The organism is Panacagrimonas perspica (genome assembly GCF_004364935.1).
GTDB lineage: Bacteria > Pseudomonadota > Gammaproteobacteria > Nevskiales > Nevskiaceae > Panacagrimonas > Panacagrimonas perspica.
In genome coordinates this window covers 257,763-284,220 of the sequence record NZ_SOBT01000012.1, presented here as the reverse complement: position 1 = coordinate 284,220, position 26,458 = coordinate 257,763, and the positions used below count along the sequence as shown (strand labels likewise).

Annotated in this window: 14 protein-coding genes; 5 read left to right on the top strand and 9 right to left on the bottom strand. The window is 68.1% G+C overall.

Annotated features, from left to right (window positions below; all coding sequences use genetic code 11):
• Positions 1-62: 62 nt before the first annotated feature.
• Positions 63-2,981, bottom strand: coding sequence for a parallel beta-helix domain-containing protein (locus tag DFR24_RS22835; RefSeq protein WP_162851387.1), 2,919 nt, complete (start codon positions 2,979-2,981; stop codon positions 63-65).
• Between the two features lie 173 nt (positions 2,982-3,154).
• Here DFR24_RS22835 and DFR24_RS22830 point away from each other — a divergent pair, with 173 nt between their 5' ends.
• Positions 3,155-5,221 (top strand): PAS domain-containing sensor histidine kinase, encoded by a 2,067-nt coding sequence (locus DFR24_RS22830; protein WP_133883773.1) that lies wholly within the window; start codon positions 3,155-3,157, stop codon positions 5,219-5,221.
• Between the two features lie 156 nt (positions 5,222-5,377).
• On the opposite strand, the gene DFR24_RS22825 is transcribed toward DFR24_RS22830, so the two are convergent.
• From DFR24_RS22825 to DFR24_RS22815, 3 genes are all read right to left on the bottom strand, one after another.
• Entirely contained in the window at positions 5,378-6,370 is a 993-nt protein-coding gene (locus DFR24_RS22825) for a YhdH/YhfP family quinone oxidoreductase (protein WP_133883772.1), read from the bottom strand.
• A gap of 114 nt (positions 6,371-6,484) precedes the next feature.
• On the bottom strand, positions 6,485-7,537 hold the full coding sequence (locus DFR24_RS22820; RefSeq protein WP_133883771.1) for a response regulator: 1,053 nt from the start codon (positions 7,535-7,537) through the stop codon (positions 6,485-6,487).
• Between the two features lie 229 nt (positions 7,538-7,766).
• Positions 7,767-11,879 carry a response regulator gene (locus tag DFR24_RS22815; protein WP_162851386.1) on the bottom strand — a complete coding sequence of 1,371 codons (4,113 nt, stop codon included), beginning with the start codon at positions 11,877-11,879 and terminating at the stop codon, positions 7,767-7,769.
• A 76-nt stretch (positions 11,880-11,955) separates the two neighbouring features.
• Here DFR24_RS22815 and pdxH point away from each other — a divergent pair, with 76 nt between their 5' ends.
• Both pdxH and oxdA read left to right on the top strand, forming a co-directional pair.
• The gene (gene pdxH, locus DFR24_RS22810; RefSeq protein ID WP_133883769.1) at positions 11,956-12,573 is read left to right on the top strand and encodes a pyridoxamine 5'-phosphate oxidase; all 618 of its coding nucleotides are present in this window, start codon (positions 11,956-11,958) and stop codon (positions 12,571-12,573) included.
• 98 nt (positions 12,574-12,671) lie between these two features.
• Positions 12,672-13,721 (top strand): aliphatic aldoxime dehydratase, encoded by a 1,050-nt coding sequence (oxdA, locus tag DFR24_RS22805; RefSeq protein ID WP_133883768.1) that lies wholly within the window; start codon positions 12,672-12,674, stop codon positions 13,719-13,721.
• Between the two features lie 66 nt (positions 13,722-13,787).
• Here oxdA and DFR24_RS22800 read toward each other — a convergent pair whose 3' ends face one another.
• The 4 genes from DFR24_RS22800 to DFR24_RS22785 all read right to left on the bottom strand — a co-directional run bounded on the left by DFR24_RS22800 (position 13,788) and on the right by DFR24_RS22785 (position 20,802).
• Entirely contained in the window at positions 13,788-14,609 is an 822-nt protein-coding gene (locus DFR24_RS22800) for a carbon-nitrogen hydrolase family protein (protein WP_133883767.1), read from the bottom strand.
• A complete protein-coding gene (locus DFR24_RS22795; protein ID WP_133883766.1) occupies positions 14,606-18,550 on the bottom strand; it encodes a YhdP family protein in 3,945 nt (1,314 codons plus the stop codon). The genes DFR24_RS22800 and DFR24_RS22795 overlap by 4 nt, the downstream gene beginning before the upstream one ends.
• Positions 18,551-18,724: 174 nt before the next feature.
• Positions 18,725-20,215, bottom strand: coding sequence for a ribonuclease G (rng, locus tag DFR24_RS22790; protein ID WP_133883765.1), 1,491 nt, complete (start codon positions 20,213-20,215; stop codon positions 18,725-18,727).
• Entirely contained in the window at positions 20,212-20,802 is a 591-nt protein-coding gene (locus DFR24_RS22785) for a Maf family protein (RefSeq protein WP_133883764.1), read from the bottom strand. The genes rng and DFR24_RS22785 overlap by 4 nt, the downstream gene beginning before the upstream one ends.
• A 144-nt stretch (positions 20,803-20,946) precedes the next feature.
• Between DFR24_RS22785 and DFR24_RS22780 the strand changes: the two genes are divergently transcribed.
• Positions 20,947-22,434 carry a TolC family outer membrane protein gene (locus tag DFR24_RS22780; RefSeq protein WP_133883763.1) on the top strand — a complete coding sequence of 496 codons (1,488 nt, stop codon included), beginning with the start codon at positions 20,947-20,949 and terminating at the stop codon, positions 22,432-22,434.
• 222 nt (positions 22,435-22,656) lie between these two features.
• Entirely contained in the window at positions 22,657-24,651 is a 1,995-nt protein-coding gene (locus DFR24_RS22775) for a cadherin-like domain-containing protein (RefSeq protein WP_133883762.1), read from the top strand.
• On the opposite strand, the gene DFR24_RS22770 is transcribed toward DFR24_RS22775, so the two are convergent.
• Positions 24,644-26,194 carry a peptide MFS transporter gene (locus DFR24_RS22770; RefSeq protein WP_133883761.1) on the bottom strand — a complete coding sequence of 517 codons (1,551 nt, stop codon included), beginning with the start codon at positions 26,192-26,194 and terminating at the stop codon, positions 24,644-24,646. The two genes, DFR24_RS22775 and DFR24_RS22770, sit on opposite strands and share 8 nt — an antisense overlap.
• Positions 26,195-26,458 lie beyond the last annotated feature (264 nt).

Below are 26,458 nucleotides of genomic sequence, written 5' to 3'. Positions count from 1 at the left end.
ACGAAGTCCGGGGTTGTTTGTGAAACCCGCGCCTTCGTCCGCGCTGATCGGCACCGCGCCCTTCAGGGACGCGGCGCTTCCCTGGCGCGTCGCTGATCCGCCGACGTCAGCGCCTTCGCCGTTTCCGCATAAGCCCGCGCGATCGCCGGAACGCTCAGCGGCAGGCCGCCCAGCCCTCCGCCGGCGCAAACCTCCTCGTCTTCGGTATCCGCCGTCGGCAACACCGAGTCCGTCCATTCCGTCACCAGGTTCACGGCCTCGCCATGCGCAAGGCTGCGTGCAATCGGCGGCATTTTCACGCCGGCCTCCGCCGATGCAAGGCGGAACGGCAGGATCGATCCGTCCGCGTCACGCGGGATCAGGTCGAAACGCTTGCCGCCAGACCCACGACCTGCCGCGACGGGCTTCTTGCAGATGCCGTACTGCACGTTGACCGTGCGGTAGTAGTCCAGCGACAGGCCACTGTTCGACGCCGCGCCGCGCGGGTTGTGGCAGTGCATGCAGTTGGTCTCGAGGTACGCGCGCACACGCAGGTGCACGTCCTGGGGCGAGGCCGGCAACTGACCGGTGGAGCCGGGGACGTTCCACCGAGGCAGGCGCTCGACGGTCGACGTGTCTGCCGGCAGCCCGGTCAGCAGTCCGAGATTCTTCAGGTGCTGGAGCTGGTTGATGCTGCCCACGCCCGCGTAGTCATGGTCGCGATTGAGGTTGCGCGCCTTGGGCCCGATCGGTGCGCTGCCGGGTTCGCGATCGTCGCCCGCGTGGCAGGTCAGGCAGTTCAGCGCTGCCGGAACGCGATAGCTCGCGGTGGCGCCGGTGTAGCGCTTGCGGCTGCCGTCGGCGTTCTTCACGCCGGGATCCGGATCGAGATAGTCGTATTCGACCGACGCGGTGCTGCCTTCCAGCTTGAGTTCGGCGACGCGCGTCGTGCCGCTGCCACTCCAGACGTAAGGCAAGCCCACCCACTGCACGCTGCCATCCGCCTTCTGCCGCTTGATCAGCAGGCGCGTCTCGACGACGTTCTCCGACACCAGCGTGCCCGTCCCGTCCTCCTTGCGGAACGCGAACGTCTTGGCAATCACCGTTCCCACCGGGAAGTCGAGCGTGGCGGTCACGCCGTTCGTGTGATCACGGTAGACCGCGGTCTGGCCCGGCGGGATGAACAGGAAGCGGTACTTCGTCGAGTAGTCGCTGAACAGTGCGGTGTTGAGCTCGTAGGGAACGCCACCGCCGCTGGCGTTCTTCGTCGGGTCCTGCGCCTCGGCGAACAGCCCGTACTGCTCGAGCCGCGGGCAGTCGTACGCCAGCGCCGCGCGATTGACCTGCCCTGCAGTGCCGCCGGTGCAGGCCGCCGTCACGACCGCAGGATCGGGCCGCGCGTCCTCGCTGTCCGGATCCGGCACGTACGGCAGGTCGAGCACCGGGTCGGGTCGGGTCGGCAGATCGCAGCGATGCGGCGTCAGGTCCGTCGATGCCGGCTTGAGCAGGTCGAGGACGAGCTGTACCGGGTCGCTCGACGTGATGTTGGCGCGCAGGAACTCGGTGTTCAGCAAGGTCCCGGGCTGGGTGTTGGAGTAGGTGTTGTCGGCCGCGATGCACACCCCGTTCTCCGGCAGCTTGAGCGCGCCGTCGGTGCCGAACTTCCAGGCGTTCCACTTGCAGGTGGGCGTCGCGTCCTCGCGCAGCACGTTCGGTCGGCCGCGCTCGTCGGTGCGCCCGCCCTGTTCCTCGTGCGGACGTGCGGCGTTGGGCTGCGTCAGCGCAACGCCGTCCGCATCCTTGGGAATCGACGTGCAGCCGTTGGGTGCGTCGACCGCGCCGTCCCAGACGATATGCGCGGAACGGCCCAGATTCTTGAGCTTGAGCAGCAGCGGCAGGACCGAGGCTTCGCCGCGATCCGCACTCGGCAGCTGCACGTTGCCGCCGTTGTCGCGGAACTGGTTGTGCCGGATCTCGATGCCTTCGGGATAGAAGTCGTAGCGCGGGTCCGGCTGATTCGGATCGGCCAGCCCGTAATTGATGATCGCGATGCCGAGCGTGTCGTTGTCGTAGATCTCGTTGTCGTAGATCTCGAGCTGATCGGACGCCAGGATCAGCATGCCGGTGCCGCGTGGCACCAGGCCCACGATGTTGCCTACCGGCGCGAAGTTGTCGGTGTTGTTGGCATAGCTCTTGTTGCGCCGGACCACGTTCTTCTCGCCGTACTGGCGCAGGTCGGGCAGGTCGAACACCAGGAAGCCGCCGACGTTCCTGGTCGCGACGTTGTCCTCGAACACGGCGCGAAAGGTGTTTTCGAACTCGTAGCCGGCGACGTTGTAGGTCGCCAGGCAGTTGCGCACGACCACGTCCGAGGTCTGGCCGACGTAGATGCCGGCATCGCTCGCGCCGTGCGCCTCGCAGCCCTCGATCAGCACGTGCCGCGATTCCACCGGGTACAGACCGTAGGCACCGGCCTGGAAGCGCGGCGTATACCCGGCCTGGGTCTCGTCGCGGCCGGCGGCATCGCGCCAGCGCGTGCGCACGTTGCGCAGCACCACCTGCTCCGAGCGGAACACGCGGATGCCGTTGCCCGGGGTGTCCTCGATGGTCAGGCCGTCGACGATCAGCCCGTCCGCGTGCGTCGCGTTGATTCCCTCGGCGCTATCACTGTTCTTGAACGACAGGAAGGTGCGGTCCATGCCCGCGCCCTTGATCGTGATGCCGCGCTTGCCGTTGAGGATCAGGCCGGTGGGCAGGTCGAACCGGCCGGCGCAGAACTCGATGGTGTCGCCTTCGCGGGCGTCGAAGAACGCGATCAGCGCATCGCGCGAAATCGTGCCGGCCGCGCATACGCTGTAGGTCCGCGGCTCGGCGGTCCCGCCGTCCGGGCCGCCGACGGCGTCCCCGAGCCCCGAGGAGATCCTGGAGTCGCAGCCCGGCAGCAGCAGCGCCAGCGGGATCAGCATCGAGGCAAGCCAGGTCGGGGTGCGATTGAGGGTCATGACAAATCCTGAGGTAGCCATCGTCCGCGCGGCCGTCCGCACCGTACGAATCGCGCGTGCCGACCGTAAGTAGTAAGAATGGCCCGCGCCGATCGGGTGATGCATCGCATTTCATCGGCGCGCGCAGGACAATCCGGGTGCGCCCGCAAGGGCAACAGGAAAAGGCAGGACCGGTGTCACTCAAATACAGCTTCGCGTTCGCCGTGCTGATGGCCACCGCCGTGTTCGGCCTGGGTCAGCTCGGCCTGCTCTCGGACATGCCCAGCGCGCTGCCCTACGTGCTGGCCGCGCTGGTGCTGGTGGCCTCGGCGGGGGCCTGGTTCGTGGACCTGCTCGACCGCCGCCTGAACGCGATGCAGGAAGCCGTGCAGAAACTGGCGGGCGGCGAAGACTCCCTGCGCATCGGCCACGCCACGCGCGGCGCGCCCGAAGGGATCTCCCGTCCGTTCACGGAGATGGCCTCGGCCGTCAACCAGCGCCTGTCCGAGCTGCAGAACGTCATTGCCCAGCAGCGTGCCATCGCCGAGCACGGACCCGACGCGATGTGGGTGTTCCACGTCGAGGCGTTCCAGATCACCGATGCCAACGAGAACTTCTCGAAGCTCACCGGCCATCCCCGGACCCGGCTGATCGGCATGAGCCCGATGGATATCGCGCCTCCCGAGCAGCAGGGCATGAGCACCGAGGCCTACTGCCGCAGCCTGATCCAGCGCGCCGTCGGCGGCGAGAAGCTGGAAGTACCGTTCATGGTGCGCCGCACCGATGGCACCGATGTGCCCTGCGAACTGCGCGCCATCCACCTGCCGGCGCCCGGACGCACGCTGATCTGCGGCCTGCTGCTGGACATCTCGGAACGCCATCGCACGCTGTCCGAACTGGACCGGCGGATGCGCTTCGAGTCGCTGGTGACGCGCCTGTCGACCGGCTTCATCAGCGTGCCGGTGGAAGAGGCCGACGAGTCGATCACCGACGCGCTGGGCGAAGTCGGCCGCTTCGCCGAGGTGGATCGCGCCTACATCTTCGAATTCTCGCCGTCGCGCGAGAAGGTGAGCTGCACGCACGAATGGTGCGGCCGCGGCATCGCCGAACAGCGCGATCGCCTGCAGGACCTGTCTTCCAGCACCTACGCGTGGTGCCTGTCGCGCATCCAGCGCGGTGAAGTGGTGTCGATCGATCGCGTCTCGGCGCTGCCGGCGGACGCCGCGGCCGAGCAGGTCGAGTGGGAGTCCGAGTCGATCAAGTCGATCCTGCTGGTGCCGATGCACAGCGGCTCGGAGGTGCGCGGCTACGTCGGCTTCGACGCGGTCGAGCACGAGACGGCGTGGCCGACTCAGCTCACGACGCTGCTCAAGCTGTTCGGCGAAATGGTCAGCAACCTGCTCGAACGCAAGCGCTCGCAGCTCAGCGTGCAGGAGAACAACGAGCACCTGGGCCGCGCCAACGCCGAACTCGCGCGCAGCAACCAGGAACTCCAGCAGTTCGCGTACATCGCCTCGCACGATCTGCAGGAGCCGCTACGCGCCATCGGCGGATTCTCCGGGCTGCTCGCGCGACGCTACCGCGACAAGCTCGACGCCGAGGCGCAGGAATATCTCGACTTCCTGACCGCCGCGGCCACGCGCATGCAGCGCATGATCGTGGACCTGCTCGACTATTCGCGCCTGGGCCACGAACCCAAGCCGTTCCAGCCGGTGAACCTGCGCGACGCGCTGGAAGCCTCGCTGTCGCTGCTGCAGACCGCCGTGCAGGAGCTGGGCGCCGAATTCCTGATCGGCGACCTGCCGACGATCCAGGGCGACAGCCAGCAGCTCACCCAGCTGTTCCAGAACCTGGTCGGCAACGCGCTCAAGTTCCACGGCGAGGCGCCGCCGAACATCATGATCTCGGGGCGGCGCTCCGGAAACGAGTGGCTGATCACGGTGCGCGACAACGGCATCGGCATCGATCCGGAAAAAGCCGCCGACGTGTTCCAGATCTTCCGCCGGCTCCATTCCCAGGAGCAGTACCCGGGCACCGGCATCGGCCTGGCCGTCTGCAAGCGCATCGTGGAGCGCCACCGCGGGCGCATCTGGGCCAAGCCCAACGACGACGGCCGCGGCACCTCGTTCTGTTTTGCGTTCCCCGTCATCGGCGAGTCGATCGACGCCGGCGAGGCGCCGCGCTGGCCGGAAGAGCCCGCCGCTGAGACCACCGAGGACAGCGTTCCGCGGCTGCTGGCGGAGTTCGATACGCGAAGCTGAGGGCGGCGCCTCGCGGCGTGATCCCTGAATTCCGGCTCCCTGTCCCGGTGAAAAATGCAGGGGGAGAGGCAGACCGGCGTCGTAGCCCGGACGAAGTCCGGGGTTCGCTCGCATACGGAGCGCAACCCCGGACTCCGTCCGGGCTACATCAGCTCCTCAGCCGATCTTCACCACGTAGCGACCCTGCACGCTGCTCGCCATCAGTTCGGCGCAGGCGGCCGGCACTTCGTCGAGCGTGATCGTGCGACGCACGATGTCGGACAGGTTCTTCGGCTTCCAGTCGCCGGCGAGCTTGTTCCAGACGTCGAGGCGCCACTCGCGCGGCACTTCCACCGAGTTGATGCCCAGCAGCGACACGCCGCGCAGGATGAAGGGCATCACCGTGGTCGTCAGCTCGTGGCTCTGCGCCAGACCAATGCTGGCAATGGTGCCCCACTGCCGGATGTTGCGGGTCAGGCCCGCCAGCGTCTCGCCACCGAGGTTGTCGAGCGCACCGCCGAAGCGGGCGGCTTCCAGTGGCTTCTTGCCGAGGTCGAGCGTGGTGCGATCCTCGATCTGGTCGGCGCCGAGCTTGCGCAGGTAATCCTCCGCCGCGGCCTTCTTGCCGGTGAGTGCGATCACTTCGAAACCGCAGCGCTTGAAGATCTGGATGGCGATGGAACCGACGCCGCCGGTCGGACCGGTGACGACGATCGGGCCCAGTTCGGGCGCCTGATGATTCTCGAGCATGCGCTTGACGCCCAGGCCCGCCGTGAAGCCCGCGGTGCCCAGCGCCATCGCGTCGTGCAGGCTCAGGCCCTTGGGCAGCGGCACGACCGCCGAGGCCGGCACGCGCGCCATTTCCGCCAGGCCGCCGTCCAGCAGTTCGCCGAGGTTGCAGCCGGTGACCAGCACCTCGTCGCCCTTCTTGTAGGCCGGGTCGCTGCTGGACTCCACGGTGCCCGACAGGTCGATGCCGGCCACGCGCGGCATCGCGCGCATGATGCGGCTCTTGCCGGTGACGGCCAGGGCGTCCTTGAAATTCAGGCAGGAATACGCGACGCGGACGACGACTTCGCCGGGCGTCAGGTCGTCGATCGAAAGGTCTTCGAACTTCGACAGCAGGGTTTTTTCCACCTGGTGGACGCGCAGGGCACGGAAGCGGGTCATGGCTGATGAATTCCGGTGAGGTGATGAGAGCGGCATTCTACTGAGGCATCGCCAGCACCCGTAGCCCGGACGAAGTCCGGGGCTCCTGCTCTGGATTCGGGCGACGCTCCCGGGCTACGAATGCCCTTCCGCCTGGTCCGCGTAATAGGTCTTGATGCGGTCGAACTCCGGAAGCACCTGCGCGAGCTTGTCGACCAGCAGCGGATCGAAGTGCCGGCCGCGCTCCTTGCGGATGTAGTCGACCGTCTCGTCCAGGCTCCAGGCGCGCTTGTACGGCCGCACGCTGGTCAGGGCGTCGAACACGTCGGCCAGCGCGGTGATGCGTCCCACCAGCGGGATGTCCTCTCCCGCCAATCCCGCCGGGTAACCGGAGCCGTCCCATTTCTCGTGGTGCGTCAGCGCGATGGTCTTGGCCATCTGCAGCAGCTCGGAATCCTGGTCGCCGAGGATCAGCGCGCCGAAGTGCACGTGCTGCTGCATCAGCGCCCATTCCTCGGGCGTCAGCTTTCCCGGCTTCTTGAGGATGCTGTCCGGCACGCCGATCTTGCCGACATCGTGCATCGGCGACGCCAGCATCAGCAGGTCGGCGTCGACCTCGCTCATGCCCACCGCAAGACCCAGTGCGCGCGAGTACTGGCTCATCCGCACGACGTGCAGTCCGGTGTTGTCGTCCTTGAACTCCGAGGCCTTGCCCAGGCAGCGGATGACGGCGCGGCGCGTGCGCTCGAGCTCGCTGGTGCGGATGCGCACCTGGCGTTCGAGCGCGCGGTTCTGGTTGGCCAGCGAGAGCTGCGTGCGCACGCGGGCCAGCACGATCGAGGGGCTGACTGGCTTGGTCACGTAGTCCACGCAGCCCGCTTCGAAACCCTGGGCCTCGTCGTCGATCTCGCTCATGGCGGTGACGAAGATCACCGGGATGTGGCGCGTGCGCAGATCGGCCTTCAATCGACGGCACACCGTCAGGCCGTCCATGTCCGGCATCATCACGTCGAGCAGGATCAGGTCCGGCGCGGAATCACCCGCCGCGATCTCGAGCGCGCGAACACCGTTGGTGGCTGCCCGCACCCGGTACTCGCCACGCAGGATCCCGGACAGGACTTCGATATTCGCGGGAATATCGTCCACCACGAGGATCGAGTCCCGGTCGCTTCCGCTGTCGTCGTCCACGTCCTCCCCCCGCACTCCAGACGAAACCGAGAATGTCGCGGCGCCGCCTTTTGGCAGCGCACGACGTCCGACTCCACAAAATTCTCCTCACTCTTCTTACACCAAGACGAGCGCGCGTGCCGCCCGCTTCCGGTGAAGGGCATCACCGCCTCCGTGGACGACGTCGGCGCCGTGCTTCGGGGGTGCGCCCGACGGGTGCGTCACGGAGCCTGGCTGCGCGCGGCGCCGGTCAATTCCGGGTCAGGGCGTCCCGCAGCGACGACAGCGCGGCCTTGGCCGACGGGAAGTCGTACTCCGCCACGGCGTGCCGCAGGCCCTTCAGATAGAGCCTGGCCGGGTGCGCCCCCAGCGTGGTGTCGAGATTCTCGAGCGTGTCGCGCGCCGCGGTGTCGTCCTGGTCGAGCTGATCGCGCAAGGTGTCGAGCAGCTTTCTGAGCGGCAACGTCGTGGCGTCGGGAATCGGCGCCTCTTCACGGGGATGGACTTCCAGCCACTCGCGCAGCGGCACGATCACGGCACAGACGGCTGCCTCGAGCTGCTCGAGTGCCGGATCGGGATCTCCGCCATGGCGCAGGTATTCCTCCACCGTCGCGGCCACGGCCGCCAGTTCCTGCGCGCCCACCGTTGCGGCGACGCCTTTCAGCGAATGCGCGTGACGGCAGGCCGTCGGCCGGTCGTCGCGCTGCACGGCGGCTTCGATGCGTGTCACCACGTCGGCCTCGGTGTGCACGAACATTTCCAGCAGGCGCCGGTAACGCGCCAGGTCGCCCTGCGTGCGGCGCAGCCCCGAGATGGCGTCCAGCACGTCCGCGCCCGGCAGGCTGGCCGGATCGATCGGACGCTGGAGCATGATCTGCGCGGGCTCTTCGTCCTCCACCGGAAACTGCTCGCGACCGCTCCAGCGCCGGATCGCGCCGAACATCTCGACCACGTTGATGGGCTTGGCCATGTGCTCGTTCATGCCGGCCGCAAGGCAGGCATCGCGATCCTGCTGCATGGCGTTGGCGGTCATCGCCACGATCGGCAGCAGCTTGAACCGCGGATCGGCACGCAGGCGGCGCGTGGCTTCGAGCCCGTCCATCACCGGCATCTGCATGTCCATCAGCACGACGTCGAAGCGCTCCTGGTCGATGCGCGCGAGCGCCTGCGCACCGTCGCCGGCAATGGCGACGCGAATGCCCGCACCTTCGAGCAACTCGCGAGCGATCTGCTGGTTGACCGGGTGATCCTCGACCAGCAGCACCGACAGTCCGCGCAGCCCGCGTGCGGCCAGCGTCTCCTCGCGCGCCGGTCCGCTCTGTGGCACCGCCGCCGACTCGCCGAAGGCGGCGCGGATCTTTTCGTACAGCACCGCCGGGTTGACCGGCTTGAGCACGAAGCCGTCGAAAGGCTTGCCGTCCGATTCGCCGAACTGTTCTTCGCGCGCGAACGCGGACGACAGGATGATCCGCGGCCCGCGTTGCGGCGCTGCACGGCGGCGGATCTCGCGCGCACAGGCAAGACCATCCGTACCGGGCATCTTCCAGTCCATCAGCACCAGGTCGAACGGGGGATCGGCGTGCTCGATCAGGTCGAGCGCGGTCGCGCCGTCCGCTGCCTGCTCGTGCGCGATCCCGAACGAGCCCAGGTAACGCCCGACGATCTCGCGCGCCGTCCGGTTGTCGTCGACGACCAGCGCATGCAGGCCGCGCACGGTCGTCGATGGCGTGCGCGTGCGCCGCGCATTCGAGCGCCCGAGTCCGATGTTGAACCAGAACACGCTGCCATTTCCCGGCTCGCTGGTGACACCGATCTCGCCGCCCATCAGGCTCACCAACTGCTTGCTGATGGCCAGGCCCAGGCCGGTACCGCCGTGCTTGCGCGTGATCGAGGCGTCGGCCTGCTCGAACGAGCGAAACAGGCGGACCTGCTGCTCCTCGGACAGTCCGATGCCGGTGTCGCGCACGCGCACGCGCAGCCGGCAGTTCGACTCGCTCTGCGCCTCGACTTCGACGTGCACCGCGACTTCGCCGCGCTCGGTGAACTTGACGGCGTTGTTCGTGAGATTGACCAGCACCTGTCCCAGACGCAGCGGATCGCCGAACAGTTGCGGTGAATCGGCAGGCCGGTCGATGGAGAACTCGAGCCCCTTTTCGGACGCCTTGGCCCCGACCACCGTCGACAGATTGTCGAGCACGACATCGAGATCGAACTCGATGTGCTCCACGACCAGCTTGCCCGCCTCGATCTTGGAGAAATCCAGGATGTCGTTGATCAGGCCGAGCAGCGACTGGCCGGCGCTGCTGATCTTTCCGAGATAGTCGCGCTGGCGCGAACTCAGGTCGGTCTTCAGCGCCAGGTGCGACAGGCCGAGGATCGCGTTCATCGGGGTGCGGATCTCGTGGCTCATGTTGGCCAGGAATTCGCCCTTGGCGCGCGATGCCGTCTCGGCCGCCTCGCGCGCGCGCGCCAGTTCGTCGAGCGTCTCGCGCAGTTCGCGTGTGCGATTCTCGACACGCTGCTCGAGCGTGGCGTTGAGCCGTCGCAGTTCTTCCTGCAGGCGGATCTGCTCGGTGATGTCGATGCCGGTGCCGCCGATGGCGATGACCTTGCCCTCGTCGATCAGCGGAAATTTCACCATCAGCAGGTGGCGCGCGCCGCCGGGCCGCTGCATCACTTCGACGAAGCTCGCGTTGCGCCGCGTCTCCAGCACCTTGCGATCGTTGGCATCGAACGTGGCCGCCAATGAGGGTTGCATCAGCTCGCCGACCGGCCGGCTGGCGAGATCACCCGGAGGAAGATCGAACAGGCGCCGGAACGATTCGTTGGCGAACTGATAGGCGCCGTTGAGCTCGCGCGCCCAGATCGCTGCCGGCGAGTTGTCCAGTACCGCGCGCAACTGCAACGCGGCCGTGGACAGCGCCCGCGTCAGATCGGCGCGAACCTGTTCGAGCGAGGTTTCCATTCCCTTGCGCTCGGTGATATCGGACAGGTAACCACTCGCCACCACGTGGCCATCGGCTTCCCGCCGCGGCACCGACTCGGCGCGCAGCCACACCTTGCGTCCGTCCCGCAGCTTGACGCGGAATTCGTGCTCCCAGCGATCCTGCGTGCGCAACGCGCCGATCAGCGACGCGCGCACCGCGTCCCGATCGTCGTCGTCGACCGGATGCAGGCCGCCTTCATGGGCCGAGCCGACCAGCTCGTCCGGGTGGAATCCCAGCTCCTGCAGCAGGCGGCCGCTGATGAACTCGAGGCGCAGCTTGCCTTCGCCATCCAGCCGGAACTGGAACACGGCCCCCACGATGGAGTCGGTGATCTCGCGCTGCCGATGCGCCGATTCCTCGAGCTGCAGGCGGCTTTCGGCCAGTCGCTGCGCAGTGCTGTGCGCGTCGGATTCGGCCGAGCGCCGGCGCTGCACCTCGCGCCACATCAGCAGACCCCACCACGCGACCGCCGCGATGATCAGCAGCGCGACGAGCGAGCCTGCAATGACCTGCTGGCCGACCTTGCGCGGGTCCAGTCCGGTTTCGTACTTGACGTTGAACCAGCGCGTCTGGATCTCGCGGTGCTCTTCTGGCGTCATCGACAGCAGCGCCCGCGACACCAGCGTGCGGAGGATCGGCAGTTCCTTGGGCACCATGAAGTGCAGCTTGGCGGAGCGCACCGGGTTGGAGCCCGCGATCTTCAGGTTGGCCAGCCCGTGCTTCTGGATCAGGTAGGCCGCGATCGGAAGCGGCGCGATGGCCGCGTCGGCCCTGCCGCTGGCCACGCTCTCCAGCGCGACCAGAATCGTGGGATCGAACTCGACCCGAAGCTGCGGATACAGGTCGAGCAGAAGCTGGCTGTTGGCGTAACCCTCGACCAGCGCCACCTTCAGGCTCGCGAGATCCGCGGGCTCCACGACGCCGAGCTGGCTGGTTCGCACCACGATCACCGACGAAATCTCGGCATACGGCTCGGTGAACAGGAACTCCTGCTCGCGCTCTTCGGTGCGCCCCGCGGATCCGAACAGATCGATCTCGCCGCGCAGTCCGTGCGCGTAGGCTTCGCGCCAGTTCAGTCCGAGCTGCGGCTCGATCTTCACGCCCAGACGCTGCGCGATCGCCACCGTGTAGTCGGCCACCAGACCCTGGTACTGGCCCTGCTCGTTGACGAACTCGATCGGCGCGTAATCCGGGTCGACGCCCATGCGCAGCACCGGATGCTCCGCCAGCCAGGCCTTCTCCTCGTCGCTCAGGCTGAAGGACGGCGCCGCCACTGCAGAGGCGACGCCCGCGCAGGCGCACAACAGCATCGCCACGAGGAATCGAACGACGGATTCCGGAGTCAGGGTGAGCGCGGGGACTCGGGCGTGGGGCACGCGCCGATTGTGCCGACCGCTACGGTCGCGGGCCAGCGGATGCTCCGGCGGCGCCGGCTGATGCACACTGTGGCGCATGCAATACACCCTCAATCCTCCGCTGATCGAGACGTCGCTGAACGCCGATCCCCTCGCCCAGTTCGACGCCTGGCTGGGCGATGCGCGCGCCGCCGGCATGATCGAACCCACGGCGTTCACGCTGGCCACGGTCGGTGCCGATGGCCGGCCGTCGGCGCGCGTGGTCCTGTTCAAGGGCTTCCATGACGCGGGGCTCACGTTCTACACCTGCTACGAAGGGCGCAAGGGCCAGGAACTGGCCGTACATCCGTTCGCGGCGGCCACGTTCTGGTGGGATCGCCTGGAGCGGCAGGTCCGCTTCGAGGGCAGCGTCGAGAAGGTGTCGCGCGACCTCAGCCGCGATTATTTCGAATCGCGTCCGCGCGGTTCCCAGATCGGCGCCGCGACGTCGCTGCAGTCGCGCGTGGTGGCCACCCGCGACGAACTCGACGAGCGCCTGGCCGCGAACGTGCAGCGTCTCGAAGGCCAGCCGGTGCCGTTGCCGGACAACTGGGGCGGCTATCTGATCCGTCCGCAGTCGGTGGAATTCTGGCAGGGCCGCCGCAATCGCCTGCACGACCGCCTGCGCTATCGTCGCGAAGGCGATGGCTGGACGGTGGAACGGCTGGAACCCTGAGCAAGAGACACAGCAGGCTGGTCCGATCGGACCGCAAGCCTGCGCGAATATCCTCCGGCAATGCACCGGAACGCAGAACCACATCGAGGAGAGGGCAGATGGAATCCGCGATCGATCAGCACCTGAAGTGCCCGCGCAGCCTGTCGCGCCGCGTCGCCGACGACTACCAGCCGCCCTATGCGGCCTTCGTCGGTCGCGCGTCGCCCTCGGTCAAGCAGGTCGTCATGGGTTACTTCGGCGTGCAGTCGAAAGGACCGGAGCTGCGCGAGCGCGCACTGAACGCGTTGCGCGGACTGGTGCGCGCGTTCGGGTCCGCCGCCGACGATCCGGTTCACCACGACCTGGTCGAGTACCAGGATGCGAGCGGCTACGACAATCTCATCGCGGTCGCGTACTGGGATGCTCCGGAGAAGTACGAACGCTGGGTGAATCAGCCCGGCCTCGCCGGCTGGTGGAACAGTGACGACCGGCTTCGCGACGGCATCGGCTACTTCCGCGAAATCATGATGCCGCGCGTCGAGCAGTTCGAAACGCTCTACGCCTTCAAGGAACGCTTCCCCGGTGTCGGCGCGATCGCCAGCCGTCTCAGCGGCGAGATCGAGGAGCACGGCTACTGGGGTTCGATGCGCGACCGCTTTCCGGCATCGCAGACCGACTGGATGAGCGCCAAGGGCGCGCTCGCCGTGGGCCAGGGCCAGCCGGCGCTCGGCGGCCGCGTCGTCATCACCGGCCACGACAACGTCTGCCTGATCCGCTCCGGCCAGGACTGGGAAGACACCGACGGCGAAGAGCGCACGCTCTATCTCGAACAGATCGAACCCACGCTGCGTGCAGGCATGGATTTCCTGCGCGACAACGGGCGCGAGGTCGGCTGCTACAGCAATCGCTACGTGCAGTTCATCGACCTCGACGGCAAGCCCGTCGAGAAGAGTTTCGGGCTCGGACACTGGCGCTCGCTCGACCAGCTCGAGCGCTGGGCCGAAGCGCATCCCACGCACCTGCGCATCTTCGTTACGTTCATGGGCGTGGCGGCGAAGCTGCAGAAGTTGCGCCTGTACCACGAGGTGTCGGTGTTCGACGGCGCCGCGCAGCGCTACGAGTACATCAACTGCCATCCGGGCACGGGCCTGATGCGCGACGCCGCATAACCCGTAGCCCGGACGAAGTCCGGGGTTCCCCTCGCATACGGAGTGCAACCCCGGACTTCGTCCGGGCTACGCGCGGCGATGATTCAGCGCCGGGAAGCTCGCGCGTAGCGCCTTTTGCTTTTCGAGATCCACGCGGCCTACTACCGCGGCGTCGCCTGACGGCTCGCACGCGAGCACCTCGCCCCAGGGATCGACCACCATCGCGTGTCCCCAGGTGCTGCGTCCACCGGGATGCGTGCCGTGCTGCGCGGGCGCGATGACGTAGCAGAGGTTCTCCACCGCGCGCGCGCGCTGCAGCATTTCCCAGTGAACCTCGCCGGTGCGCGCCGTGAAGGCCGCCGGCGTGCACAGCAACTGGGCGCCGTCGTCGACGAGCGCGCGATACAGCTCGGGGAAACGCACGTCGTAGCAGACCGACAGTCCGAGGCGCCCGACCGGCGTATCCACCGTCACCGGTTTCCAGTCGCCGGCGGCGATGTGCTTGGACTCGTGATACCGCTCGCTGCGACCTTCACGCTGCACATCCACATCGAACAGATGGATCTTGTCGTAGCGCGCCGCGCGACGGCCCTGCGCGTCGTACACCAGGCTCGCCGCATACACGCGCTGCGGATCGCCGGGCACCGCGACCGGCACCGTGCCGGCGACGACCCAGATCTTGTGCTTCTGCGCACAGTCCGCGAGGAAATCCTGGATCGGTCCGTTGCCGTCCGCTTCGGCGTGCGCGAGCTTGGCGGTCTCGTACGCGCCCATGAACGCGAAGTTCTCGGGCAATGCGGCCAGCAGCGCGCCGCTGGCGGCGGCCGACTCGACGAGGCGCTCCGCAGCGGCGAGATTGGCAGCGACGTCGTCGCCCGAATTCATCTGCAATGCGGCGACTGCACTCATGGCGTGGCTCCTGCAGACGGCAAGGCGGTGCTGGGCAAGGGCAGCGCGGGTGAACCGCCCGGAATCAGGCCGTGTTCCTCGCGGATGACCTGAGGATCTTCCCAGCTGCCGGTGAGTCGATAGCTCAGCTGTCCGACCTGGTCGAGCGGCCCGTCGAGCACCTGCTGCGCGATCAGTGCGAGCACGCCGGCCGCCGGCCCGCCGAGCAGCAGCGCACCCAGGGTCACGCCGGCCGACACGTCCGGGTACACGCTGACGCGCTGGTCGTAGTCGCGCGCCATCAGACCCACGCGTCCGCGAACTTCCATCTTCAGCGACGTCGCATCGATGTCGAGGTTGTCGGTTACGGCATTGCCCTGCCCGACGTTGAAACGGCCCTTGATCTCGTCGAAGCCCAGTCCGTCCGAGACGATATCGCGGAAATCCAGGGTCAGCCGGCGCGGCAATGCCCAGAAGTTGATCAGGCCGAGCACGCGTCCGGCGCCGGGATCCACCTGGCGCAGCGCTCCCTTCGAAACGTCGATTTCCAGATAGCCCTCGCCGGCCGAAGGCCGGATGCCGCGCGGCGCGCCCGCCAGCGTGGCGGGCCAGTTCAAGGTGCCGCGGAAGCGGCTCTTCTTCGCGCTCAGGCTCGGTGCATACCCGAGTCCCTTGAGCAGTTCGTCCACCGAGTCGCTCTCGACCGAGAACTGCAGATCCGCCGAGGAGCGCTCGGCGACCCGGCGCCACTCGCCGCGCAGATCGATCTGCCCGCCGCGTCCGCTGGTGCGCAAGGTGTCGATGCGCTGGCCGTCGACGATGCGTTGCGTGCGGAATTCCAGCCGTCCCAGTTCCGCGGCGCCGACGCGCAGGTCTTCGATCTCGAGGTCCATGCGCGGCAGGTGGCTGGGGTCGGCCGGCTCGCGTTTGTCCTGCTCTTCCTCTTCGCGTTTGGCCGTGCCTTCGCTGACGCGGCGTGCCGCGAACTGCGCGCGCTGGAAGCGGCCACTGATCGTGCCGCCGTCCGCGCTGTTGCGAAATCCGAGTTCGCCCTGCGCGCCGTTGCCGGTCACGCGCGTCGACCAGCCACCCGGTGCCGGCTGGTGCGCCAGGCGCACGCCTTCGATGCGCTGCGCGCCGAGCCACAGGGTTCCGACGTTGAGCTCGGCGCTCAGCGCGGGCACCGGCGGCGGCTGCGTCACCGCATCCCGCGGGTCGGTACGCGCGCCGTCGTTGAGCGCGGCAACCCAGGCGATCGGCTCGAGGTCGGTCGTGGTGCCGGTGATGAACAGCCCGTCTTCGCCCGCATGCGGACTCGTGCCACCGCCGACACGCAGCCGGCCGCGTTGCAGGTACATCCCGCCGTTGCCGTCGCGCGTGAAAGCGAGGTCGGCGCCGAGCCGGTCCTGCACCTCGACGCTCACGCGCAACGGGAACACGCGCTCCGATGCCAGGTCGACGACGATCGGCCACGACGCTTCCGCGGGCTTCAGCATCGGTTGCGGCAGCTTGACCGCGATGCCCTGGAGGTTCGAGCTCAGTCGCACGCTTCCAGCGTTCTGGCCGGTCAGCGGCACGACCGCCTGCCACTGGCTGTGGCCTTCCAGGCCCTTGCGCAGGAACACCGGCAGCAGGCGGCTGGCGCCTTCTCCGGTCGCGCTGGCCACGAAGTCGAAGCCGCCGCGCAGGCGCAGCACATCGTCCTCTTCCTTGTGCAGCCTGGCGCTCACCGCGGTGCCGAACATCTGGCCGGTCAGCGCCTCGGAGCTGACCGAGTGATTGTCGAACAGCATCTCGCCGCGCACGTCGAGCACGGGCTCCGGCAGTCCGTTGACGTCGAGCCGCACGCCACGCAGCTGGATCTCGCCGGCGACCGCGGTGTCGTGCGCGTGCTTGAGCGGAATGTCCAGATCGAGCCGCACGACCGTATCGCCGGTGGCGGTCGTGCGTGTGAGCAGGCCGGCGAGCGTGGGCGCGAGCGGCGAGGCGCGCAGGAAGTCGTAGAAGCGCGTGGCGTCGCCCTGCACCTCGCCGCTGATGCTCAGTTGCGGCTCGTGCAGATCCGGGATCAACGCTTCGACATGCTCGACACGATTGCCGGTGACGGTGCCCGAGTCGCCGCGGATCGCCAGGCTGTTGCCGCGGAACTCCAGGTGCGCGGACAGCTTCTCGATCGCCGGCCACTCCGGAGCGAATGCGAGCGTGGCGTCGGCCGCGTCGATGTCGAGCGCGAACAGGCCGCTTTTGTCGACGAACGGAAAGTCCGACAGCGCGCCCTCGATGCGCAATCGTGCGGCCGGCGCGCGACCGGCCACGATGGCACGCTGCAACCATTCACGCAGGCTGTCGGGCCAGAACGCCGGGATGTACGCCTTCATGCGCGTCACGTCGATCGCCGAGAAACGCGCGTCGAGCTTGATGCGCGGCGACCCTTCGCTGCCGCGCGGCACGAACAACTGCATCGCGCCTTCGCCGCGACTCCCGTCGAGCTGCCAGCCGAACTTGGGCAACTGGATGTCCCAGCCCTCGCCGGTGCGCGTCCACGCCAACTCGCCCGACACGCTTTCGAACGCGACCGTGCGGCTGAACACCTTCGAGAAGTGCAGCCCGAACGGCATGTCGCGCAGGCGCAGGCGCCCATTGTTCTCGGAGGCGGAGAACTCGCCCGACAGACCCTCGAAACCCGGCGTCTGCGGGCCGGCCGCCAGCGCGAGTTCGTCCAGATCCGCCCGCAGGTTGAAGCGCGGCATCGAAGCGTCCGTCGCGCCGTCCCAGCGCAGCACCAGCCTTCGCACCGCGCCGGACAGACCGCTCAGACGACCGGACTCGGCGCCGATGCCGTCGCTCGGCAGCAGACTCATCCACGGCGCGAGGTCGGCGAGATTGAGATAGGAAGCTTCGGCTTCGACGTGCGGGAGCGTGGCGGTCGCCTCGCTACCTGCAGGCGCGACCTCGCGGCTGTAGCGCACGCGCGCCTGCGTCGTCGGCCAGGCGCCCTGCGCGCCCGAAACCTCGAGCCGTCCGATGTCGAGCATCCAGCCCTGCGCCTGCGGCGCGAGCCGCGCCGCCAGGCTGATGTCTTCGAGATTCGCTTCGCGCGTACCGCGCCGGCCGTTCACCGCGTCCGCATCCAGGCGCACGTTGATCGCGCCGACCTGTCCGCGTTCGAGCACGCCGTCGACGACCATCTCGGTGTCGCGGAAATGCACCGACGCGTCTTCGGCCAGGACCGAATCCAGCCAGGGCAGCGCGGTCAGGCCCTCGAGCTTGGCGGTCCAGCGACCGAACCAGGTCTCCGGCTTTTCCAGGTCGCCTTCCATGTCCGCTTCGAAGACCACGCTCGATCCCATGGTCGGCGGCAGTGACAGTTCCGCCGAGGCTTCGCCGCGCCCGTCCATGAAGCGGATCTCGGCGTCCACCAGCCGGAAGCGCGGGTTGGGACCGCGCAGGCGCGCATCGTCGAGCAGCAGTTCGCAGCGGCTGAGCCGCACGCTCTGGAAGCGGCCGAGCTGACGCAGCCAGGCCTGCGTTCCGCGCGCCGGCATGCCGGTGGTGTCGAGTCCGCGCAGGCTGAACTTGCCGTGCTCGTCGATCTGCGCGAACAGCTCCACGCCCGACAGCTCGACGCGGTTGGGCGTGGTGTCGCCGTGCAGCAGACGCGACAGGCCGAAGCCGATGCGCAGGCGTTCGGCCGACAGCGCCGGGGATTCCTCGTCGTCGCCGTAGAGCGTGATGTCGGTCAGGTCCAGCCTCGGGGCGAGGCCGCGCCAGCCCAGGCTCACGCCGCCGATCTCGACCGGCTGACCCGCGACGTGGGACACGTAGTCGGCGAGGTCCTCGCGATATCCGGGCGCCACCAGCATCACGAGCTGGAAGATCGCCGTGATCAGTGCGCCGAGCACCAGCACGAGCGCCACCAGCGTGACGGCCGCGGTCCACCAACGACGCCTTACGCGCTCCATGCGAACGGAGCGCGGACCGGTTTCGGCGCGGAAGAGGTGGAAGGGGAAGTCATGGGCAAGGCAAGTTTAAGGGCGCGAGTCGGCGCTATCAGCAAAGCGGCATCGGATGAACCCGAACAGGCGACGGCATCCGACGCGCGGCGTCCCGCGGCGGGCTCGTGCCCGCTCCGGCGTTCAGAGCGGCACGACGTCGAAGCTCTCGGGGTGGTACGAGCCCTCGGCCTGCAGGCGGATCGGCCGGTTGAGCGTGGCTTCGAGCTCGGCGAGGCCCATCGCGGCGTCCTCGGTCAGGCGCTGGACCACCGCGGGCGCCGCCAGCACCAGGAAATGCCGGGCCTCGAACTGGCGCGACGCGCGGCTGACCTCGCGCACGATGTCGTGGCACAGCGTCTCGACGGTCTTGATGCTGCCGCGGCCCTCGCAGGTGGGACAGGGCATGCACAGGATGTGGCCGAGCGACTCGCGCGAGCGCTTGCGCGTCATCTCGACCAGGCCCAGCGGCGAGAAGTCGTAGACGTGCGTGCGCGCCGGGTCTCGCTTGAGCTCCTTCTCCAGCGCGCGCATGACCTGCACGCGATGGTCGGGATTCCGCATGTCGATGAAGTCCAGCACGATGATGCCGCCCAGGTTGCGCAGCCGCAGCTGGCGCGCGATCGACTGCGCCGCTTCCAGGTTGGTCTTGAGGATGGTTTCCTCGAGGTTGCGGTGACCGGTGAACGCACCGGTGTTGACGTCCACCGTGGTCATCGCCTCGGTCTGGTCGATGACCAGGTGTCCGCCGGACTTCAGGTCCACCTTGCGGCCCAGCGCGCGGTCGATGTCGTCCTCGACGCCGTACAGATCGAAGATCGGCGCGGCGCCCTCGTAATGGTCGATGCGCGCAGCGGCCTCCGGCACGAACACGCGCGCGAACTGCTGCACGCGCTTGAACTCGTCGAGGTTGTCGATGCGCACGCGCTCGACGTCGGTGCCCAGCAGGTCGCGCAGGATGCGCATCGACAGCGGCAGGTCGCCGTGCACCATGCTGCGCGGCCCGGCGCGACGGGCCTGCTCGCTGATGCCGGTCCACAGCCGCAGCAGGAAGCGCAGATCGGCGGCCAGCGGGCCCTCTTCGACGCCCTCGGCGGCGGTGCGCGCGATGACGCCGAACTTCGGCGCCAGCTCGCCCGAGATCTTGGCCACCACCTGCTTGAGGCGCGCGCGCTCGGCTTCGTCCTCGATGCGCGCCGAGGCGCCGCAGTGCGGCTCGTAGGGAAGCAGCACGAGATAGCGCGACGGCACCGACAGCAAGGTCGTCAGCCGCGCGCCCTTGCTGCCGAGCGGGTCCTTGAGCACCTGCACGAGCACGTCCTGGCCTTCGTGCAGCAGTGTCTGGATCGGCGGCAACTGGCGCGGCGTGTCCACCCGCGTGGTCTCGCCGTCGCCCTGTCCGGTGGGCAACGCGAGCATGTCCGCCACGTGCAGGAAGGCCGTGCGCTCCAGCCCGATCTCGATGAAGGCCGCCTGCATGCCCGGCAGCACGCGCTGCACGGTGCCCTTGTAGATGTTGCCGACCAGGCCGTGGCGCGAAGCGCGCTGCAGATAGATCTCCTGCGCCGCGCCGCCCTCGACCAGCGCCACACGGGTCTCCTGCTGGCCGATGTTCACCAGGATTTCGGTGCTCATCGGGGCATTCCCGGCTCGACGCCGAAACGTCGCAGCAATTCCATCGTCTCGAACACCGGCAGCCCGACGACGCCGCTGTAGCTGCCGCGGATCTCCTTCACCCAGCGGCCGGCCAGTCCCTGGATCGCGTAGGCGCCGGCCTTGTCGGCAGGCTCGCCGCTGTCCCAGTAGGCCTCGGCTTCCGCGCGCGTGACGCGGCCGAAGAAGACGTCCGTGCGGGTCCCGGCGATGGCCTGCTCGTCGCCGCGCCGCACGACGACGGCGGTGTGCACCTGGTGGGCCCGGCCGGACAGGCGCAGCAGCATGTCCACGGCATCGGCGCGATCCCGCGGCTTGCCCAGGATCTGCCCGTCGATGGACACGTCCGTGTCGGCCCCGACCACCGGCAGCACGGCAGCGGCATCGAGCCGTTGGCTGACAGCCCCGGCCTTGTCAGTCGCCAGCCGGCGCGCAAAATCCTCGGGCGATTCGCCGGCGCGGACGACCTCGGGCACATCGGCCGGCAGGCAATGGAAGCGGTAGCCCGCCTCGCGCAGGAGCTGCACGCGGCGCGGGGAGCGCGAAGCCAGGTAGAAGTCGTAGTCCATGGGGGCAAGTCGAATGGCCGCGCGGTCTTGTTCGGATTGCTCGCCCCGGGCCTTCGAGGACTATGGTACGCGGGCAGCCGGTCTTGCCTATCGCATTTACAGAACTACTCGGTACACTAATTTCCCCGCGCCTCGACAGAGCCCATGAGCACGCACCCCAACCCCGCGTTTTCGCGACCGAGAAGGGCCTCGATCATCGTCATCCAGCGGCTGCTGTTCGCGGGCACGCTGGCCGCCGTCAGCGCACTCGCCCACGCCAACGACCTGGGCCGCGTGTACGAGCGGGCGCTCGACCAGGACATGCAGTTCCAGGCGGCGCGCCACGGCCGCGACGCGGCCATCGAGGCGCGTCCCCAGGCGCGCGCGGCGCTGCTGCCCCAGCTCAACGGCACCTACGGCTACCAGGACCAGCACGAAGAGGGTACCGAGGGATTCGGCGGCGGCCCCGAGGCCGACGTCGATCGCGACAGCACGCTCAAGGCGCTGACGGTGACCCTCGACCAGACGCTGTTCGACTGGTCCGCCTTCAAGCGCTACGACCAGGCCGGCGATCAGGTCGCGCTGGCGCAGGCGCGCTATCAAGCGGCGGCGCAGGGACTGATCCTGCGCACGACCGAGATCTACTTCGGTGTGCTGTCCGCCGACGACAATCTGCGTTTTGCGCGCACCGAGAAATCCGCGCTCGAACGCCAGCTCGACCAGGCCCAGCGCCGCTTCGATGTCGGCCTGTCGGCAATCACCGACGTGCAGGAGGCGCAGGCGCGCTACGACCTGACGGTGGCGCAGGAGATCGCATTCGAGCAGCAGCTCTCGTCGGCACGCGAGGCGCTGCGCGAGATCACCGGCCCCGGCGAGTTCGGCACCGCCACGCTGCAGGACGAGATTCCGCTGCGGCTGCCCAATCCGGCGTCGGTCGATCCCTGGCTCGCCACCGCGCGCAACAGCAATCTGGACCTGGTGGCCGCGCGCCTTCAGGCCGACATCGCGGCCAAGGGCGTGGACGTGGCCCGCGCCGGGCACCTGCCCACCGTCGGTGCGCAAGCGCAGTACCAGAACACCGATGCGCAGGGCGCACGCTTCAGCGGCGACCTGGATACCGAGACGCTCGGTGTGCAGGTGAAGCTGCCGATCTTCGCGGGTCTGGCAACGCGTTCGCGCGTCAACGAGGCGCGGGCCACACGCGAGCAGGTGCAGGCGCAGCAGGAAGGCACGTTGCGCGCCGTCGAGCGCAACGTGCGCGACACCTGGCTCGGCGTGCAGTCCGGCGCCGCGCGCGTCAAGGCGCTCAAGCAGGCCGTCGTGTCGAGCACCACCGCGCTCGAGGCGAGCCAGACCGGGCTGGAAGTGGGCACCCGCACGTCGGTCGACGTGCTCAACGCGCAGAGCGCCCTGTACAGCGCCCAGCGCGATCACGCCCGTGCGCGCTACGACTATCTGCTGGCTATTCTGCGCCTGAAGGCCGCTGCCGGAACGCTGGGCGGCGACGATCTCGCGGAGATCGACGCGCTGCTGGTGTCGTCGTCCGGGTCTCCCGCTGCCGCGCCGGTCTCCACGCCGCCGGCCGCTGCGCCTGCGACGTCGACGGCGCCGCTGTCCGGGCTGCGGCTGAGTTCCTCGCTGCGTCCGAATTAGTCGCGCGATTCGGCGACGTTCGGCGCGCGTTGGTCGACCGCGGCAGCGCATATTCCGGTGGCGCCGCCGCGTCGTTGCGCCGTTGCATCCGGTCGCCCGCGACACTCCCGATCGTCCGCCGGCTCCGTGCGGTTTCTGAACGGCGTGGAGGTGCCGATTGCCGGCCTCCGACGCTTGAACCGCTCGTCTATAGTCGCTTCGCCGCAAGCCACGAGTCAGGTCATGTTGCGAATCGTCGTTCCGATGTTGTTTCTGCTGGCCGCATCCCACGCCACCCTTTCTTCGGCCGCCACGCTGGCGCCGGCCCAGCTCGAGGCGATCCCGCGACTGACGGTGCCGGCTGCCGATATCGAACGCGCTCGCGCGACGCTTCCTCCGCGCAATGAAAAAGATCCGGTCCGCCTGACGATCGGATTGCCGGTTTCACTGTCGCTGGCCGACGGCCTGTGGGCGGTGGAGGGTGGACAGGCCGTATGGCGGGCTCGCGTGTACGCCGCGGGCGCGCCGCAGCTGATCGCGGCCTTCGACCGCTTCGAACTGCCCGAGGGAGCGCAACTTCGGTTCTCGGATGTGGCTGGCAGCGTCGTGCTGGGCCCTTACACGCGTGCGCATCGCGCCGACAACGGCACGCTGGTGACCGCCATGGTGCCGGGCGAACAGGGCCTGATCGAACTGCGCCTGCCGTCCGAGCAAAGGGATGCGGTGAAGCTGCACCTGGGCGGGCTGGGCTACGGCATCGACGATTCCGCCAACGGCGGTGTCGTCGCCAAATCGGGGAGCTGCAACGTCGACGTCGCCTGCCCCGCAGGAAACGCCTGGCGCAGCCAGATCCGTTCGGTGGTCTACCTGCAGGTCCCCACGGGAAGTACAGGTGGGACGCTGAAGTGCACCGGGCAGCTGATCAACAACACGGCGGGCAACATCAACCGGCCGTTCCTGCTGACGGCGAATCACTGCGGTGCGAACGCATCCAACGCGGGCAACATCACGGCGTATTTCAATTACCAGACGGCGACCTGCAACGGCAGCCGGAACGAGAGCCCGGTCGGCTTTCCGAGCCAGACCGGCATGACGTATCGCGCCAACCACCTGCGCGCCGACCACACGCTGCTCGAGTTCAATGCCATCCCGGCCTCCTCGCTGAACGTGTTCTATACCGGCTTCAACGCCAGCACGACCGCGACGCCCGACAGTGGCGCCTCGATCCACCATCCCTCCGGCCACGAAAAGCGCATCAGCTTGTACAGCGAGGCGCGCCGCGTCGCCAACCAGCAGGTCGGCCTGTTCACGGTCGACGCGTTCGAGATCTACTGGGACAGCGGCGTGACCGAAGGCGGATCCTCCGGCAGCGGACTGTGGAACCAGAATGGTCTGCTCGTCGGCGTGTTGTCCGGTGGCGCCTCTTCGTGCGCCGCGCAGAACGACCCCGATTACTACGGCCGTCTGGATCTGGCCTGGGACAACCTCGGATCGATCCTCGATACCGCGGGCTCGGGAACGCGAACCGTGGCCGGCCGGGAGGGCAACACTGTCGGCAACCGCGCCCCAGTGGCCGTGGACGATGCCGCCACGACGGCGGAGGACACGCCGCTAGTGCTGGCATCCACCACGCTGGTGAACAACGACACCGACGCGGACAACAACACGCTGACGGTCACGGCGGTGAGCAACGCCGTCAACGGAACAGTGAGTCTTGCGTCGGGCACCATCACCTTCACGCCGAAGGCGAATTTCTTCGGCGCCGCGCGCTTCGACTACACCGTCAGCGACGGTGCCGGCGGAACGGACACGGGCCGGGTCAATGTCACGGTGACGAGCGTCAACGACGCGCCGGTCGCGGTGGACGACACGCGCTCGACGGCGCAGAACACGGCTCTGACCGTGACTTCGGCCTCGCTCGTGAGCAACGACACGGACGTCGACAACAACCCGCTGACGGTCACGGCGGTGAGCAACGCCGTCAACGGAGCGGTAACGCTGGTGTCGGGCACCATCACCTTCACGCCGACCGCGAACTACACCGGTTCCGCCAGCTTCGACTACACCGTCAGCGACGGTAACGGCGGAACGGATACGGGCCGCGTCAACATCAGCGTGACCAGTTCCGGCGGTGGTGGTGGAGGAGGAGGCGGTGGTGGCGGCGGTTCATTCGGCGCCGGCCTCGTGCTGCTCGCCTTGGGTTGGGCGCGGCGCGCGTTGCGGGCGCGCCCTATTTGACGCCGTGCATCCCGCGCCGCATCAACGGCGATAGCAGCAGCACCAGCGCACCGAAGCCCAGGCCGATCCAGGCCATCAGCTGGAACAGTTCGGCGTACTTCGCCGCCGCTCCGATCGTGTCGAGCGCGCCGTCCTGCGGAATCTCGATCGACGCGAGCTTGCCGAAGCCGGCGGCGAGCACTTCCGAATACGCGGTGGCCAGGAACCACGCGCCCATCATCAGGCTGACGACCCGCGCCACCGACAGTTCGGTCACCGCGGAAAGTCCGATCGGCGACAGCATCACCTCGCCCACTTCCAGCACCAGATAGGCCAGCACCAGCCACCAGACGCTCGCAAGGCCAGCATCGCCGACGGATTGCGCGGCGGCCACCATCGGCAGGAACGCCAGGCCTCCCACGGCCAGTCCCATCGCGCTCTTGATCGGCTTGGACGGATTGAGTCCGCGCCGCTCCAGGAACGGCCACAGCCACGCGAAGATCGGCGCCAGCACGACGATGAAGAACGCGCCGAGGAACGTCAGCGAACCGGCCGTCATCTGGAAGCCGAGCAGTTCATGGGTCATCAGGCGATCGCTGAAGGCCACCCACGAGCCATAGGTCTGCTCGTACATCGTGAAGAACACGAGGCAACACAGGATCAGGCCGATCAGCGAGAGCATCTGCCCGCGCTCGCGCGCGCTGCACTGCGTCACCAGAAACCAGACGAACCACGCGACGAATCCGGCGAAGACCAGGTGCATCGCGCCGTGGACCGTCCAGGTCCGCTGGATGAGCTGCCAGATCAGCAGCACGCCGAGCAGGCTACCCAGGTAGATGCGCCGCTCGAGGCTCAAGCCCGCCTTGCGTTGCTCCAGCAGCGTCGGATCATGCGGTTCGGCGTACCCGTGCAGGTGCTTCTGCCCGCGCAGGAACACCACCAGGCCGATCACCATCCCGAGTCCCGCCGAGCCGAACCCGTAGCGCCAGCCGTAGGTCTCGCCCAGCCACGCGCAGATCAGGGCGGAGAACAAGGCGCCCAGGTTGATGCCGGCATAGAACAGGGTGAACCCGGAATCCCGGCGCGGATCGTTCGCGCCGTACAGCTTGCCCACGATGGTCGAGATGTTCGGTTTCAGGAATCCGACGCCGACCACGATCAGCGCGAGCGACAGATAGAACACCTGCAAGGCCACCGTGTCCTGCACCACGGCGCCGTCGACGCGGCTCGCCTGCACGCCCTCGTAGGCCATGCCGAAGTGGCCCAGCACCAGCAGCACGGCGCCGAAGACCACCGACTTGCGCATCCCCAGATAGCGGTCGGCGAGCAGGCCGCCGAGCACGGGGATCGCGTAGGCCAGGCCGCCGTAGGCACCCAGCAGGTCGTAGCCCGCGTCGTCGCTGAACAGGTGGTACTTGGTGATGTAGAGGAACAGCAGCGCCTTCATTCCGTAGTAGGAGAAGCGCTCCCACATCTCGGTGAAGAAGCATACGTAGAGCCCCTTCGGGTGGCCGAGGAATTCTTCGGCGGCGGGGCAATCGGCGACGGAGGAATCGGACGTCACTTGGGAGCGTTACGGAGCGGGCGACGAGCCGAGCATCCGGCGCGGCGAGACGCCGCGCAAATCCGATCAAGCTTCAGTTCGACCAGCGCCCCCCAAAGCACTCAACGCAAAGGCGCAAAGAACAGTGAAGCCCGCTTTCTTGAACGTTGCGGTCTTTGCGCCTTTGCGTTGGCGCTTTTCCAATGACAAGCCCGAAATACCGGCCTCCCCAAACGACTCCCCCCGCCGGAGCGGGGGGAGCGTTGACAGCGGGTGAGTCCGAAA